This window comes from Cellulomonas fimi (genome assembly GCF_028527925.1).
Lineage (GTDB): Bacteria > Actinomycetota > Actinomycetes > Actinomycetales > Cellulomonadaceae > Cellulomonas > Cellulomonas fimi_C.
Map to the genome: position 1 here is coordinate 1 of NZ_JAPESW010000038.1, position 15,121 is coordinate 15,121.

Genomic DNA, 15,121 nt, shown 5'->3' on the forward strand with positions numbered 1-15,121 from the left:
GAGCACCTCGTGACCGTGCTGCCGCCCGACCGCCCGGGCGCGCCCAGCGACCCCGCGCGCACCGCCGTCGCCGAGCTGACCGACCGCGAGCGCGAGGTCCTCGTGCTGATGGCGAAGGGGCGCTCGAACACCGAGATCGGGCAGGACCTGTTCGTCGCCGAGGCGACCGTCAAGACGCACGTCGGGCGGATCCTCGCCAAGCTCGGCGCGCGCGACCGCGTGCAGGCCGTCGTCATCGCCTACGAGACGGAGCTGGTGCGCCCCGGCGAGTGACGGGGCGTCCGTCCACGGCAGGCGTCGGCGCTGCTCCGACGGTCGCACCGGCGGGCGGCCGGAGTCCGTCCGTGGGCGTACTGCGGTCCTCGACGGTCGCGACCCCGGCCCGACGCGGCCCGGGCACCCGCCGACCTACCGTCGAGGTGTCGTCGACCGACGTCGCCCGTCCCAGCCTCGAGGAGCCCTTGTGGACACGACCGTGTACGTACCGTCCGGACCCGCCTCCGGCCCGCAGCCCGACGCCGCGGTCGCGTCCCGGGCCCGCGGCCTGACCAAGGTCTACGGGCAGGGGGCCGCGGCGGTGCGCGCGCTCGACGGCGTCGACGTCGACTTCGCGGCGGGCGCGTTCACGGCGATCATGGGCCCGTCCGGCTCCGGCAAGTCGACGCTCATGCACCTGCTCGCCGGGCTCGACCAGGCGACGTCCGGCGAGGCGCTGCTCGGCACCACGCGGCTGTCGGGGCTCGACGACGGCGCCCTGACCCGCCTGCGCCGGGACCGCGTCGGGTTCGTGTTCCAGTCGTTCAACCTGCTGCCGATGTTCACCGCGGAGCAGAACATCCTGCTGCCGCTCGAGCTCGCGGGGCAGAAGGCCGACGCCGCGTGGCTGGACACGCTCGTCGACACGCTCGGCCTGCGGCAGCGGCTCACCCACCGCCCGAGCGAGCTGTCGGGCGGCCAGCAGCAGCGCGTCGCGATCGCCCGCGCGCTGATCGCCAAGCCCGAGGTCGTCTTTGCCGACGAGCCGACCGGCAACCTCGACTCGCGCTCCGGCGCCGAGGTCCTCAGCTTCCTGCGGCGCTCCGTCCGTGAGCTCGGCCGCACCGTCATCATGGTCACGCACGACCCGACGGCCGCCGCGTACGCCGACCGCGTCGTGCTGCTGGCCGACGGTCGCATCGCGGGCGACATCGTCGACCCCACGCCCGACGCGGTGCTCGCCGGCCTCGACGCGCTGCGGACCCTCGAGACCACCTCCGGCACGGCGGTGAGCGCCTGATGCTGCGCCTCACCCTCGCGCAGATGCGGCGCAGCGTCGGCCGGCTCACGGCCGCCGCCGTCGCGATCGCGATCGGCACCGCGTTCCTCGCCGCGACCCTCGTCGCCGGGAACGTCCTGCAGCGCACCGGGTACGACTCGGTGACCGCGTCCTTCGGCGACGCCGACCTCGTCGTGACCGACGGCGCCGCGGTGCAGGACGTCGAGCGCGTGCGCGACGTCCCCGGCGTCGTCGCCGCCGACCCGCTCCTGCTCGGCGGCGCCGAGCTCTCGAAGGGCACCCGCACGACCTACCAGATGCTGCTCACGCAGCCGGGCGACGAGCGGCTCGCGTCCGTCGTCCCGGAGGAGGGACGTGTCCCGGCGTCGCGGGGCGAGGTCGCGCTGCCCGCGACGACGCTCGACCGTCTCGACGCCGAGGTCGGCGACACCCTCGAGGTCCGCTGGTCCGCGCCCGGTGCGGACGACGAGTGGACCGAGCAGGAGGGCACCGTCACCGTCGTCGGGCTCGCCGACGACCCGGCGGGCGCGTGGTCCGCCTACGGCGGAGCGGGACTCGCGACGACCCCCGACGTGCTCGAGTGGTCGGGCGAGGCCGCGTCGGACAGCGTGTCCGCGCAGATCCTCGTCGTGACCGACGGCTCGGCGCAGGTCCAGGCCGACGTCAGCGCCGCGCTCGCCGACGCCGACGTGCTCACGAAGCGCGAGGCCGCCGAGGCCGCGGTCGAGCAGATCACCGGCTCCGGCAACGCGCTCGTCATGGTCGTGCTCGGCTTCGCCGCGGTCGCGCTGCTCGTCGCCGCGCTCGTCATCGCGAACACCTTCCAGGTGCTCGTCGCGCAGCGCGCCCGGACGCTCGCGCTCCTGCGCTGCGTCGGCGCGGTCAAGCGTCAGCTGCGCATGTCCGTGCTCGTCGAGGCCACCATCCTCGGCCTCGCGGCGTCCGTCGGCGGCGTGGTCCTCGGTCTGGGGCTCGCGCAGGTGGCGCTCGCGGTGCTCGCGCGCGCCGACACGGGCACCCCGCTGCCGTCGACCATCGCGGTGACGCCCGCCGTCGTCCTCGTGCCGCTGCTCGTCGGCACGCTCGTCACGGCGGCCGCGTCGCTCGTGCCCGCCCGGGAGGCCACGCGGGTCTCGCCGGTCGCCGCGCTGCGTCCCGTCGACGCGCCCTCGACGGGGGCGCGCGGAGGCCGCGTGCGGCTCGTGCTGTCGCTCCTGCTGGTCCTCGGCGGCGCCGGCGCGCTCGTCCTCGCGGTCGTGACGAGCGCCGCGCAGGTCGGCGAGCCCGTCCCGCTGCTGGGAGTCGGCGTGCTCGGCGGCGCGCTCTCGTTCGTCGGCGTCCTGCTGGGCGCGGTCTTCTGGATCCCGCGCGTCGTCTCGCTCGCCGGTCGCGGCCTCGCCTCGACGGGTACCAGCGCACGGCTCGCCGCCGCGAACACGTTGCGCAACCCGCGCCGCACCGCGACGACCAGCACCGCGCTGCTCATCGGCGTCACGCTCGTGGTCCTCATGAGCACCGGTGCCGCGAGCGCACGCCGGTCCATCACGGCCGGCCTCGAGGACCACTACCCCGTCGACGTCGCGATCAGCGCGGTCGGCGGTGCGGGCGACGAGTCCGTGCCGGCGTCGGTGGTCGCGGAGGTCGCGGACGTCCCGGGCGTCGAGCAGGTCGTCGAGGTCCCCACCGCGGCCGCGGTCCTCGACGACGGCACCTACGTGGTGCTGCGCGCCCCCGACCCGGCCGAGGCCGCGACGGTGCTGCGCGACGCCGACGCGCTCGACGCGCTCGCGGACGGCACGATCGTGCTGCCCGCCGCGCGCTCGGAGACGGTCGCGGAGGGCGGGACGACGGTCCGGGCGGTCGGTCCGGACGGCGAGCCGACGGGCGACAGCGCGACCCTCGACGCCGTGCACTCGTCGCTCGGCGGGGTGGACGCCGTGGTGACACCCGCGACGCTGCGTGGGCTCGTCGGCGACACCCCCGTGCAGACGCTCTGGGTGCGGCTCGACCCCGACGTCGACGCCGCGACGACGGCCCTGGCGATCAACGACGCGCTGTCGTCGGACGCGCTGCTCGTCGAGAGCTCGGGTGCCGAGCGCCAGCAGTACGAGAACCTCATCGACGACCTGCTCGCGGTCGTCGTCGGGCTGCTGGGCGTCGCGGTCGTGATCGCGGTGGTCGGCGTCGCGAACACCCTCTCGCTGTCGGTGATCGAGCGCCGGCGTGAGTCGGCGACCCTGCGGGCGATCGGCATGTCCCGCCGCCAGCTGCGCTGGATGCTCGCGTACGAGGGCATGCTCATCGCGGGTGTCGGGGCCGTGCTGGGCGCGGTGCTCGGCGTGCTGTACGGCTGGTCCGGGGCCGCGATCGTGCTCGCGGGCATGGGCGACATGCAGCTCGCGCTGCCGTGGGACGACCTGCTGACGGTCCTGGTCGTGGCGCTCGCCGCCGGGCTCCTGGCGTCGGTGCTGCCCGGCCGCTCCGCGGCCCGCACGTCCCCGGTGGCGGCGCTGGCCGTCGACTGACCGCGAGCCGACCGGCGGGCCTGTGGGGGGTGGCGACGTCCACAGCCCCACGAGCCCGCCGGTCGGGCGCGTGCACGCGTGCGCGACCCTCGCGGCGTGCGCCTCCTGACCCGTCATCCCGACCCCGCGCGCGGCGCCGACCCGTGCACGACGGAGGTCGACGTCGACGCGGGCACGACCGTCGGCGCGCTACGTCCGCACCTCGCACGGCTCACGGGCTGGGCGGGGTGGACGAGTGCCGCCGTCCGGCTCGCCGTCGACGACGCGGTGCTCGACGAGACGCACCCGGTGGGCCACCACCCGCTCGTCCCCGGAGCGGTGCTGCAGCCGGGTCCCGGTCGTCCGCCGGTCGAGCGGGTCGCCGTCCAGGCGCGACGCCACGTCGCCGTCGTCGCGGGACCCGACAGCGGCGCGCTCGTGGCCGTGCCCGAGCGCGGCACCGTGACCCTCGCCGCAGGCGCCGGGCCCGACCGCGTCGCCGACCCGGGGCTCGGCGTGGTCGAGGTCCGAGGACGCCGGCGCGGGGTGCGCGTCCGCCTCGGGCGCTCGACGGCCCCCGGACGGTTCGACCGTCCGGACCGGCCGGCGGGCGCCGCGCCGGCGCAGCCGAGCGGCGTCGCCGCCCCGGGTCGCGCTCGCCCGGTCGCGCCGCCCGGCACACCGGGAGCGATCGCCGCGTGTCGGCGACGGAGGCGGTCCGCCCGCGTGCTGCCGACCGGCCGCTGGGTCCGGTGGGACACGCGCGACGTCCTCGTCGTCGGGCGGACGACGTGCGCCGTGCGCGGCGCGCCGACGACCGTGGACCCGGACGACGCGAGCGCGGGCAGCCGCCGGGGAGACCGCGAGCGCACCGGTCCCGAGCAGGCCGTGACGTGGCTCGCGCCGCTCGCGGGCAGCGTCGCGCTCGCGCTCGTCCTGCGACAGCCCGCGCTGCTCCTGGTCGGGCTCGTCGTGCCGCTCGTCGGGCTGGTCACGCACGTGTCTCGCCGCGGACGGGACCGGCAGCGCCGCGCACGCGAGCACGCCACCGCTCCCGAGGGCCCCGCGCCCGAGCGGCCACCGCTCGACCCCGCGGACCTCGTGTCCGCCACGACCGCCGCGACGCTCGGTCACGTGCGACGTGTGCGCGGCGGGGTGCCGTGGTCGGCGGACGGGTGCCTCGCGGTCGTCGGGGACCCGCTCGACGCGGTCGCCACCGCGCGCGCCGTCGTGCTCGCGGAGCTCGGCAGCCACCTGGCCGCGGACCTCGTGGTCGTCACGCGGCGCCCGGGCGCCTGGGGCTGGACGTCCCCGGCCGAGCCGCGCACGTCCCTGCCCTCCCCCGACGGTCCCGACACGCTCGTGGTCTGCGACGCACCCGCCGCGATCGGCAGGCTCGCGGCCTGGCGCTCCGCCGCGTCCGCGCGGCACCGCCTCCTGCTGGTCCTCGAGCGCCGCGCGGACGCACCGGCATGGTGCCGCCACGTGCTCGAGGTCACCCGGACCGGCGCGCTGCTGCACGTGGCCGGGGGCGCACCGTCCGCGGTCGCGTGGCACGCCACGACCGCCCCGCGCGCGCACGCGCAGCTGCTCCGCGCGCGCACGCTGCGCGACCTCTCCGCCGAGGTCCCTGCGGTGCTCGCGCCGCCCGACGTCGTCGCCCTCGGCGACCTGCCGGGCATCCCCTCAGCCAGCCCGCAGGCCGTCGCGGCGGCGTGGTCGACGGCCGGCACGGGCCTCGCGCTGCCCGTCGGGCGCGGCGCCGGGCACCGGGACGTCGTGGTCGACCTCGTCGCCGACGGACCGCACGCGCTCGTCGCCGGGACGACCGGTGCGGGCAAGTCCGAGCTGCTCACCACCCTCGTGCTCGCGCTCGCGCTGCGGCACCCGCCCGAGCGGCTCGCGGTGCTGCTCGTCGACTTCAAGGGCGGCACCGGGCTCGGTGCGCTCGCCGGGCTCCCGCACGTGCTCGACCACGTCACCGACCTGGACGCCGGGCGCACGCAGCGCATGCTCGTCGCGCTGCGCGCCGAGACCCGACGCCGCGAACGGCTCGTCGCGTCGCACGGCGCGCACGACGTCGCCGACCTCGATCCCGCCGACGACACGACACCGCCACGCCTCCTCGTCGTGGTCGACGAGCTGCGCGCGCTCGCCGACGACGTGCCCGACGCGGTCCCGACGCTCGCCCGGCTCGCCGCCCAGGGACGGGCCCTCGGCATCCACCTCGTCCTCGCCACGCAGCGCCCGGCGGGCGTCGTGACGGCCGACCTGCGCGCCAACGTCGACCTGCGCGTGGCGCTGCGCGTCACCGACGACGCCGACTCGCGCGACGTCGTCGACGACCCGCAGGCCGCGCGCCTCGACCCGCGCACGCCCGGGCGGGCCGTGCTGCGCCTCGGCGCGTCCCCGAGCACGCTGGTGCAGGTCGCGCGGCCGCGCCCCGGCACGGGTGCACCGCCGGCGCGGCTCGCGCCCGCCGGGATCGACGGGTCCGTGCCGGGGTGGGTGCCGCGGGCCGGCGACGACGCGTCACCCCGGGCCGGCACGGCGCCCGGCGATCGCGGCGTCCGGGCCTGGGTCGAGGCGGCCGCGGTCGCCGCCCGCGGGCGGCCCCGGCGCGACGTGCCGTGGGTGCCCGCGCTGCCCGACCACGTCGTCGCCGCCGACGTGCCTGACGGGCGGGGCCTCGCGCTCGCCCTCGCCGACCTCCCCGACGAGCAGCGGCGGGCGGGCGTGCGGTGGGACCCCACCCTCGGTCACCTGCTCGTCGTCGGCGGACCCGGATCCGGCCGGACCACCACGCTGACCGCGCTCGGGTGCCAGGCGCTCGCCCGCGGCACCGCCGTGCACGCCGTCGGGCTCCCCGCGGACGCCGTGGCGCGGCTGCGCGCCGCCGACGTGCACGGGCGGTTCGGCACCGCGGTCGGTGTGCACGAGGTGCGGCGCCTCGCGCGCCTCCTCGAGCTCCTGACCACCCGGGCCGCCCCTCCGTCGCTGCTGCTCGTGGACGGGCTGACGGCCGCGCTCGACCAGCACACGACGCTCGCGCGCGGCGCGGGAGCCGACCGGCTGGTCGCGTGCTGGCGAGGCGAGGGGCAGGTGGCGGTCGCGGCCTCGTGCGACGTGACGACGGCCGCTCTCCACCACGCCGCGGCCTTCCGGGACCGACTCGTCCTGCCCGTCCCCGACGCGTCGCTCGCCGCCCTCGCCGGCGTGCCGGCAGCCCTGTCCGGACCACGAGGTCCCGCCGGGCGCGCCGTCCACCTCCGCGACGGAGGCGCGGTCCTCTGCCAGGCGGTCCTCCCCGGCGACGTCACCCCGCCCGGCGCCACCGCCCTCTCCGGCAACCTCTGCCTGCCGAGCAGTACCGGTTCGTCCGGCGACGTCACTCGACCCCGCACCGCGGCGCCGCCCGTCCAGCCCGACGCGCCCGGAAGCCCTGGTCTGCTCGACGACGACCGCGGTCCCGGCGTCGCACCGGACCCGTCGGTCGTGCGGGTCCAGCCGCTCCCGGTCGTCGCGCGCCTGCCCAGCACCACCGCCGGGATCACCAGCCCGGTCGGCGCGGGCGTGGTCGCGAGCGGGACGGACCTGGAGGGTGAGGGAACGACGCGGACGCGCGCGACCGATCCCGTGCCGTCACCGCACCGCGGCGCGGCCGCGTGGGTGCCGATCGGCGTGGGAGGCGACGACGCGCGCGAGGTCGTCGTCGACACCGCGCGGCCGCTGCTGGTCGCCGGACCGCCCGGGTCCGGTCGCACCACCGCGCTGGCCGTCGTCGCGGCCGGCCTGCGCGCCTCCGGTGCGGCGGTGGTACGTCTGGTGGACCGAGCACCGGGCGCGCCGCCGCTGCTCTCGGGACGTGACGGACTGTCGCCCGGACCTGACGGGCTGCTCGGCGTGCCCGACGCGACGCCGGACGAGGTGACCGACGACGCGGTCGTCCTGGTCGACGACCTGGACGAGGTCGAGCGCGCGTCGCCGGCGCTGGCCGACCTGGTCGAGCGCCTGGTCCGCGAGCCGGGCGGCCCGCGTGTCGTCGCCGCGACGACCGCTCAGGCGGCAGGCGCGTTCCGAGGTCCGCACGCCGCGCTGGTGCGCGCCCGGCAGGTCCTCGTGCTCGACGCGCACGACCCGTCGGCCGCGGAGCTCGTGGGACCGGCCGCGCCCTGGACGGTGGACCCGCGCGAGCGCCCGCCCGGCCGTGCGGTGCTCGTGGTGGACCGTCGCGTCGTGCCCCTGCAGGTCTACGACGTCCGCGACTCACCCTCGGCCGCCCGCTGAGTCGTCGCGGCGACGACGGGCGGCAGGAGGAGCAGGACCCCGACGGCCACCGCGACGACGAGCACGGCGACCGCCCACACCGCGACCTCCTGCCCGAGCCAGCCGAGGGCGAGCACGACGAGGAGCACCTGCCACGTCATGACCGGCGAGCGAGCCCAGCGACGCCCCGCCCACAGCCCCCGCGCCGCGAGGACCAGGAGCGCCGCGACGCCCGCGCAGAACGCCACCAGGAACGCGGTCGGCGCCGCGAGCTCGGCGGTCCCGCGCACGAGCGAGACGACGAAGGCGACGCCCAGCCCCGCCACTACCACGGATTCGAGGAGCACTAGGACACAGGTCACAGCGAGGAGGCGCGGACGGGGGTTCACAGGCCCGAGCCTAGGTGCCCCGGCTCCCGTGTCGTCGCCTCGTGGCAGCGGCTTGGGCGCATGCTCGTCAGGCCCACTGACCTGGACAAACGTCTAGACATCGGTCATCGTTGCCGTGAGGCCGCGCACAGGCGGTGCACAGATGTGACCAACGCCTCAGTCGTTACCCAAGCGAAACGTCTTCGTAACCCCTTGTGCGCCGTCGACCGTGATGTGACCCTAGATGGAGCACGTCCCCCCCACCCCGATCACACCCGGCAGTCGCGCGCCCTCAACCCCAGGGCGTCGGGCAGTCGTGTGCCCAAGGAGAGATCTGTCATGGATTGGCGCCACCGCGCAGCGTGTCTCGACGAGGACCCCGAGCTGTTCTTCCCGATCGGCAACACGGGTCCGGCGCTGCTGCAGATCGACGAGGCGAAGGCCGTGTGCCGTCGTTGCGACGTCGTCGACACGTGCCTCAAGTGGGCGATCGAGACCGGTCAGGACGCGGGCGTCTGGGGCGGCCTGTCCGAGGACGAGCGCCGCGCGCTCAAGCGCCGCACCGCCCGCCAGCGCCGCGCCGGCTGACCCGGCAGCACCACAGCTCACCGAACCGGCCGCACCCCCGAGGGTGCGGCCGGTTCGTCGTCTCTGCGAGGCCCTCGCGGGAGCATCGCCGATCCCGCACGGGGAGCATCCCTGACGGTCCGAGGCACCGCCCGCTCCGGAGGTCGCCTCAGCAGCCGACGTCGGGCCACCCCCCGCGACGACGCGCCGGGCGCGACCGCCCGCCGCGTCGGTCGGTCGTCCGTGGCGTCGCCGGCGCCGCCCCTCGGCGCGCTGGGCTCAGAGCACGACGGCCGCACCGTCGCGACCGTGCCGCAACCGCGCCTCGATCACGACCGACGTGCCGCCGCCGTCGCGCGCACCCCACGCGATCGTGCCGCCCATCTCGTTGGTGACGAGCGTCGACACGATCTGCGTGCCGAGGCCCGTGCCCGCACCGCGGTCGGGCGGCAGCCCGGCGCCGTCGTCGGCGACCTCGACGCGCAGGTCGTCCCCGTCGCGGTCCACCACGATCTCGACCGTGCCCAACTCGCGCCCGTCGAAGCCGTGCTCGACGGCGTTGGTGACGAGCTCGGTGAGCACGAGCGCGAGCGCGGTCGCGTCCTCGGCCGGCACGGACCCGAAGGACCCCTTGACGACGGTCCGCACGTGCGCGCCCGCCGTCGCGACGTCGGCCGCGAGGCGCAGGCTGCGGCCGACCAGGTCGTCGAACGGGACGCTCTCGTCGAGCGTCTGCGAGAGCGTCTCGTGGACGAGCGCGATCGTCGCGACGCGTCGCATCGCCTCGCCGAGCGCCTCCTTGGCCTCGGGCGAGCTCATGCGCCGGGACTGCAGCCGCAGGAGAGCCGCGACGGTCTGCAGGTTGTTCTTCACGCGGTGGTGGATCTCGCGGATCGTCGCGTCCTTGGTGATGAGCTCACGCTCGCGGCGCCGCAGCTCGGAGACGTCGCGGCACAGCAGCACGGCACCCAGCCGCTGGCCGTGCTCGGTCAGCGGCACCGCGCGCAGCGAGAGCGCGACGCCGCGCGCCTCGACGTCGGTCCGCCACGGTGCGCGACCCATGAGCACGAGCGGCATCGACTCGTCGACGGTCGCGCTCTGCTCCACGAGGTCGGCGGTCACCTCGACGAGCGAGCGGCCGACCAGGTCACCGAGCGCACCCAGCCGGTGGAAGCACGACAGGGCGTTGGGGCTCGCGTAGAGCACCTCGCCCTCCGAGTTGAGGCGCACGAGCCCGTCACCGACGCGCGGCGCGCCGCGGCGCGGACCCGTCGGGGCGTCCGTCGCGGGGAACTCGCCGCGCGCGATCATCCCGAAGATCTCGTCGGCGGCCTCGACGTAGTTGAGCTCGAGGCGGCTCGGCGTGCGGGCACCTCCGAGGTTGGTCTGGCGGGCGACGACCGCGATCGCGCGCCCGCGGCGCACGACGGGCACGGCCTCCTCGCGCACCGCGTACGACCCGAACCACCGCGGCTCGCGCGACCGCTGGGCCGCCCGCTCCTCGAGCGCGCGACGCAGCTGCGGCCGCTGCCCCTCGGGTGCGCGCGACCCGACCACGTCGTCGTAGTGCACGGTCGCACCGGTCGACGGCCGGCACTGGGCGACCGCGACGAAGTCGTCGTCGTCGGTCGGCAGCCACAGCACGAGGTCGGCGAACGCGAGGTCGGACACGACCTGCCAGTCCCCGACGAGCAGGTGCAGCCACTCGAGGTCGGCGACGTCGAGCGTGGCGTGGCGGGCGACGAGCGTGCTCAGGGTGGACACGACTCCAGCGTAGGTGCCGCCGCGTCGCGCGGGACGCGCCGTGCCACGGGTGCGCCCTCCGCGCCGTGGGCCCGGTGGGCGACTAGCCTTCCTGCACATGACGCGACGCGGCCGCACGGCCCGTCGCCGGCCGCCGCGGCGGCCCACCACGGACGGGGAGGACCACGGTGCTGCACCTGAGCGTCACGCTCGACCTGGCCACGGACGCGACGTCCGCGGGCCGCATGCTGGCCGACCCCCGCTACGTCGAGCAGAAGGTCGTCGCGAGCGGCGCCATCGAGCACCAGGTCGACGTCACGGGCACGGCCGACGAGGCGTTCACGGTGGCGACGCGGCGCGCGCTCCCGTCGGACCAGATCCCGGCGCAGGTGCGCGGCTTCGTCGGCAACCGCATCGACGTCCGCCTCGTCGAGGCCTGGGAGGCGCCGCAGCCGGACGGCGCGCGCGCCGGGACCGTCGTCGTCGAGATCGCCGGGGCGCCCGTCCGCCTCACGGGACGGTGCTCGCTGCAGCCCTCCGGGACGGCCGCGAGCCGGCTCGTGTACGACGGCGACCTGCACGCGCAGATCCCGCTGTTCGGGTCCGCCGTCGAGGAGGCAGCGGCTCGGGCGATTCGTGGTGCTCTGGGCGTCGAGCAGCAGGTCGCGGACCGGTGGCTCGCTGATCACGGACAGGCGCACCAGCCGTAACGATTCGGTAACACGAACCGCTTGCGATAGGGCCCTGACCTGCACAAACGCTGGTGTGGGATCGCTACCACACAGGTTTCGGCCGCGCACGTCCTTGACACTCAACCAGCAGCGGGCGACAGTTCATGCAGCGCGTGGGAACGCTCCTACATTCTGCGGAAGGACGGTCCTGCGCGGGGTCCACCAGGCCCACGTCCGACGCCCGTCAGCGCCCCCTGCGGCAGACGGTCGAAGGATGCCCCAGGGGAACGGCGAGGACGCCGTCCGACTGACAAGGGAGTCATAGTGCGCAAGACCACACGCAAGATGTGGGCGGCTGCGGCCGGGGTCACGGGCATCGCCCTCCTCGCCACCGCCTGCTCCTCCAACTCGGGTGACGACACGGACGACGAGGGCACCGAGGGCGGCAACATCACCCTCACCGTCGCGACGTTCAACGAGTTCGGCTACACCGACGAGCTGTTCGCCGAGTACGAGGCCTCGCACCCCGGCATCACGATCGAGCACAAGAAGGCCGCGACGTCGAACGAGGCCCGCGAGAACCTCAACACGCGTCTCGCCGCGGGCTCCGGCCTGTCGGACATCGAGGCCATCGAGGTCGACTGGCTCCCCGAGCTCCTGCAGTACCCGGACAAGTTCGTGGACCTGAACTCCCCCGACGTCGAGGGCCGCTGGCTCGACTGGAAGGCCGCGCAGGCCACGACGGCCGACGGCAAGCTCATCGGCTACGGCACCGACATCGGCCCCGAGGCCATCGCGTACCGCTCCGACCTGTTCGCCGCCGCCGGCCTGCCGACGGACCGCGCCGAGGTCGCCGCGCTGCTCTCCGAGAACGGTGGCGGCTGGGACCAGTACTTCAAGGTCGGCAAGCAGTACGTCGACGCGACGGGCAAGCCGTGGTTCGACTCGGCCGGCGCCATCTGGCAGGGCATGATCAACCAGGAGGAGGCCCCGTACGAGGACCCCTCGGACAACACCGTGACCGCGGCTGACAACCCGCGGATCAAGGAGATCTACGACCAGGTCGTCCAGGCCGCGGCCACGGACAACCTGTCGGCGCACCTCCAGCAGTGGAGCGACGACTGGAACGCTGCGTTCCAGAGCCCGGACAACGCGTTCGCGACGATGCTCGCGCCGGGCTGGATGCTCGGTGTCATCGAGAACAACTCGGCCGGCGTCACCGGCTGGGACATCGCCGACGTGTTCCCCGGCGGTGCCGGCAACTGGGGCGGCTCCTTCCTGACGGTGCCCGAGCAGGGTGCGCACACGGAGGAGGCGAAGGAGCTCGCCGCGTGGCTGACGGCCCCCGAGCAGCAGCTCAAGGCCTACGCCGACAAGGGCACCTTCCCGAGCCAGCTCGAGGCCCTCGAGTCGGACGAGCTGCTCTCCTCGACGAACGAGTTCTTCAACAACGCCCCGGCCGGTGAGATCCTCGCGAACCGCGCGAAGGGCATCACCACGGTCTACAAGGGCCCGAACTTCTTCGCCGTGAACGACGCGTTCAACAACGCGCTGGTCGAGGTTGACGTCAACGGCGGCAACCCGGACGAGCAGTGGGACGCGGCCATCCAGGCCGTCTCGGCTCTGGGCTGACGCTGACGAGGCCGGGCCGATGGACCTCCATCGGCCCGGCCTCCGCCGCGTAGGCTTCGCCCCAACAGCACCGAAGGACTATCGATGGCCACCTCCACCACGCCGCCGAGACTCGACCGGCGCGCCGCCAGCAGCACCCCTCCGAGGGCACCCCGTCGGGTCGGCTTCAGCCAGAACCTCGGTCGCTGGGACGTCAAGCTCTCCCCGTACCTCTACATCTCCCCGTTCTTCATCCTCTTCGGGGTCACGGGCCTCTTCCCCCTGATCTACACGGCGTGGGTGTCGATGCACGACTGGCACCTCATCGCGGGCCAGGGTGACTTCGTCGGCCTGGAGAACTTCGCGTACGTCCTCCAGGAGCCGAACTTCTGGAAGGGCATCCGCAACACCTTCTCGATCTTCCTGATCTCGACGATCCCGCAGCTCATGATCGCGATCGTCCTGGCCGCGCTCCTCGACGCGAACCTGCGCGCGAAGACGTTCTGGCGCATGGGCGTCCTGCTCCCCTACGTCGTCGCGCCCGTCGCGGTCTCCCTCATCTTCGGCCGGCTCTTCGCCGACCAGACCGGCATCATCAACACGATCCTCAAGGACATCGGCCTCAGCCCCGTCGGCTGGCACTCGCAGGTGTTCCCGAGCCACGTCGCGATCGCGACCATGGTCAACTTCCGCTGGACCGGCTACAACACGCTGATCCTCCTGGCGGCCATGCAGGCGATCCCGCGCGACCTGTACGAGGCCGCGGTGATCGACGGCGCCTCGCGCGTCCGCCAGTTCTTCTCGATCACGGTGCCGATGCTCCGCCCGACGATCATCTTCGTCGTCATCACCTCCACCATCGGTGGCCTCCAGATCTTCGACGAGCCGCGTCTGTTCGACCAGCTCGGCCAGGGCGGCCCGAGCCGCCAGTGGATGACCGCGACGATGTACATCTACGAGGTCGGCTGGGGCAACCAGAAGAGCTTCGGCCGCGCTGCCGCCGTCGCCTGGATCCTGTTCCTCATCATCGTCATCGTCGGCCTGATCAACTTCTCCCTGACGAAGCGGATCGCCTCCGACAACGCGTCGAAGTCCCGAAAGAAGGTCCGGCGATGAGCGCCCCCTCCGTCCCCGTCATCTCGCAGACCGCGGGCAAGGGTGCCGCTCGGGCCGCCGCGCGCAAGCGCAGCGTCGCCCAGGGCGCGGACCGTCGGCCGGGCTGGGTCACCTACGTCCTGCTGACCGTCGCGGTCCTCGCCTCCGCGCTGCCGCTCTACTACGCGTTCCTCTTCGCGTCGTCGACCGCGCAGGACATCGCGCAGAACCCGATCCCCTCGCTCATCCCGCAGGGGCACTTCTGGGACAACGTCAACCGTGTCCTGTCCTCGGACATCCAGTTCTGGACGGCGCTCGGCAACTCGATCATCGTCGCCGTCATCACGTCGGTGTCCGTGGTGCTGTTCTCGACGCTGGCCGGCTTCTCGTTCTCGAAGCTGCGGTTCCGCGGTCGCGCCCCGCTCCTCGTGTTCGTCATCGCGACGACGGCCGTCCCCACGCAGCTCGGTGTCGTCCCGCTGTTCATCCTCATGTCGAAGCTCGGCTGGGTGGGTCAGCTGACCTCGATCATCGTGCCCGGCCTGGTCACGGCGTTCGGCGTGTTCTGGATGACCCAGTACCTCGAGTCGGCGCTGCCCTACGAGCTCATCGAGGCCGCCCGCGTGGACGGCGCGTCGATGATCCGGACGTTCTGGCACGTCGCGCTCCCCGCGGCGCGCCCGGCGGCGTTCATGCTCGGCCTGTTCGCCTTCGTCGGCTCGTGGACGTCCTTCTTCGGTCCGTTCATCTTCCTCGGACCGGCGAACCCGACGCTCCCCGTGGCCGTCCAGCTGCTCCAGGCGTCCTACTTCAAGGACATGTCGCTCATCATGGCGGGTGTCACGCTGTCCGTGATCCCGCTGATCGTGATGTTCTTCATCGCCGGCCGCCAGCTGGTGGCGGGCATCATGCAGGGTGCCGTCAAGGGCTGACGGCACGCCCGAGCTCCATCGGACGCCCGACCCAGCACCGGTCAGGCGCCGACGGACAGGAGGGCGGGGTGGCCCCCACCCCGCCCTC

General features: G+C 74.6%; 11 protein-coding genes. 9 read left to right on the forward strand and 2 right to left on the reverse strand.

Annotated features, from left to right (window positions below):
* From OMK64_RS15325 to OMK64_RS15340, 4 genes are all read left to right on the forward strand, one after another.
* Nucleotides 1-273 (forward strand): response regulator transcription factor (locus OMK64_RS15325; RefSeq protein WP_272729227.1); only part of this gene is annotated, 273 nt, incomplete at its 5' end.
* 190 nt (nucleotides 274-463) lie between these two features.
* Nucleotides 464-1,276 (forward strand): ABC transporter ATP-binding protein, encoded by an 813-nt coding sequence (locus tag OMK64_RS15330; protein ID WP_272729228.1) that lies wholly within the window; start codon nucleotides 464-466, stop codon nucleotides 1,274-1,276.
* On the forward strand, nucleotides 1,276-3,801 hold the full coding sequence (locus OMK64_RS15335; protein WP_272729229.1) for an FtsX-like permease family protein: 2,526 nt from the start codon (nucleotides 1,276-1,278) through the stop codon (nucleotides 3,799-3,801). The genes OMK64_RS15330 and OMK64_RS15335 overlap by 1 nt, the downstream gene beginning before the upstream one ends.
* 96 nt (nucleotides 3,802-3,897) lie before the next feature.
* The gene (locus tag OMK64_RS15340) at nucleotides 3,898-8,067 is read left to right on the forward strand and encodes an FtsK/SpoIIIE domain-containing protein (RefSeq protein WP_272729230.1); all 4,170 of its coding nucleotides are present in this window, start codon (nucleotides 3,898-3,900) and stop codon (nucleotides 8,065-8,067) included.
* On the opposite strand, the gene OMK64_RS15345 is transcribed toward OMK64_RS15340, so the two are convergent.
* Nucleotides 8,031-8,372: a hypothetical protein gene (locus OMK64_RS15345; protein ID WP_272729231.1), complete on the reverse strand. Its 342-nt coding sequence runs from the start codon at nucleotides 8,370-8,372 to the stop codon at nucleotides 8,031-8,033. The genes OMK64_RS15340 and OMK64_RS15345 overlap by 37 nt on opposite strands.
* Before the next feature lie 381 nt (nucleotides 8,373-8,753).
* Here OMK64_RS15345 and OMK64_RS15350 point away from each other — a divergent pair, with 381 nt between their 5' ends.
* Complete coding sequence (locus OMK64_RS15350) at nucleotides 8,754-9,002, forward strand: WhiB family transcriptional regulator (RefSeq protein ID WP_013771685.1); 249 nt, start codon at nucleotides 8,754-8,756, stop codon at nucleotides 9,000-9,002.
* 258 nt (nucleotides 9,003-9,260) lie between these two features.
* Here the strand turns inward: OMK64_RS15350 and OMK64_RS15355 are convergent, their stop codons facing one another.
* Nucleotides 9,261-10,745: a sensor histidine kinase gene (locus OMK64_RS15355; protein WP_272729232.1), complete on the reverse strand. Its 1,485-nt coding sequence runs from the start codon at nucleotides 10,743-10,745 to the stop codon at nucleotides 9,261-9,263.
* A 167-nt stretch (nucleotides 10,746-10,912) separates the two neighbouring features.
* Here OMK64_RS15355 and OMK64_RS15360 point away from each other — a divergent pair, with 167 nt between their 5' ends.
* The 4 genes from OMK64_RS15360 to OMK64_RS15375 all read left to right on the forward strand — a co-directional run bounded on the left by OMK64_RS15360 (nucleotide 10,913) and on the right by OMK64_RS15375 (nucleotide 15,033).
* Nucleotides 10,913-11,434 (forward strand): DUF2505 domain-containing protein, encoded by a 522-nt coding sequence (locus tag OMK64_RS15360; protein ID WP_272729233.1) that lies wholly within the window; start codon nucleotides 10,913-10,915, stop codon nucleotides 11,432-11,434.
* A 285-nt stretch (nucleotides 11,435-11,719) separates the two neighbouring features.
* Complete coding sequence (locus OMK64_RS15365; RefSeq protein ID WP_272729234.1) at nucleotides 11,720-13,027, forward strand: ABC transporter substrate-binding protein; 1,308 nt, start codon at nucleotides 11,720-11,722, stop codon at nucleotides 13,025-13,027.
* An 84-nt stretch (nucleotides 13,028-13,111) separates the two neighbouring features.
* Entirely contained in the window at nucleotides 13,112-14,122 is a 1,011-nt protein-coding gene (locus OMK64_RS15370; RefSeq protein ID WP_168678192.1) for a carbohydrate ABC transporter permease, read from the forward strand.
* Nucleotides 14,119-15,033, forward strand: coding sequence for a carbohydrate ABC transporter permease (locus tag OMK64_RS15375; RefSeq protein WP_272729235.1), 915 nt, complete (start codon nucleotides 14,119-14,121; stop codon nucleotides 15,031-15,033). The genes OMK64_RS15370 and OMK64_RS15375 overlap by 4 nt, the downstream gene beginning before the upstream one ends.
* Nucleotides 15,034-15,121 lie beyond the last annotated feature (88 nt).

Excerpts from the sequence above, each read along its gene's own strand:
- OMK64_RS15375 (WP_272729235.1), top strand. The coding sequence starts at position 14,119 with ATGAGCGCCCCCTCCGTCCCCGTCATCTCGCAGACCGCGGGCAAGGGT.
- OMK64_RS15350 (WP_013771685.1), top strand. The coding sequence starts at position 8,754 with ATGGATTGGCGCCACCGCGCAGCGTGTCTCGACGAGGACCCCGAGCTG.
- OMK64_RS15335 (WP_272729229.1), top strand. The coding sequence starts at position 1,276 with ATGCTGCGCCTCACCCTCGCGCAGATGCGGCGCAGCGTCGGCCGGCTC.
- OMK64_RS15370 (WP_168678192.1), top strand. The coding sequence starts at position 13,112 with ATGGCCACCTCCACCACGCCGCCGAGACTCGACCGGCGCGCCGCCAGC.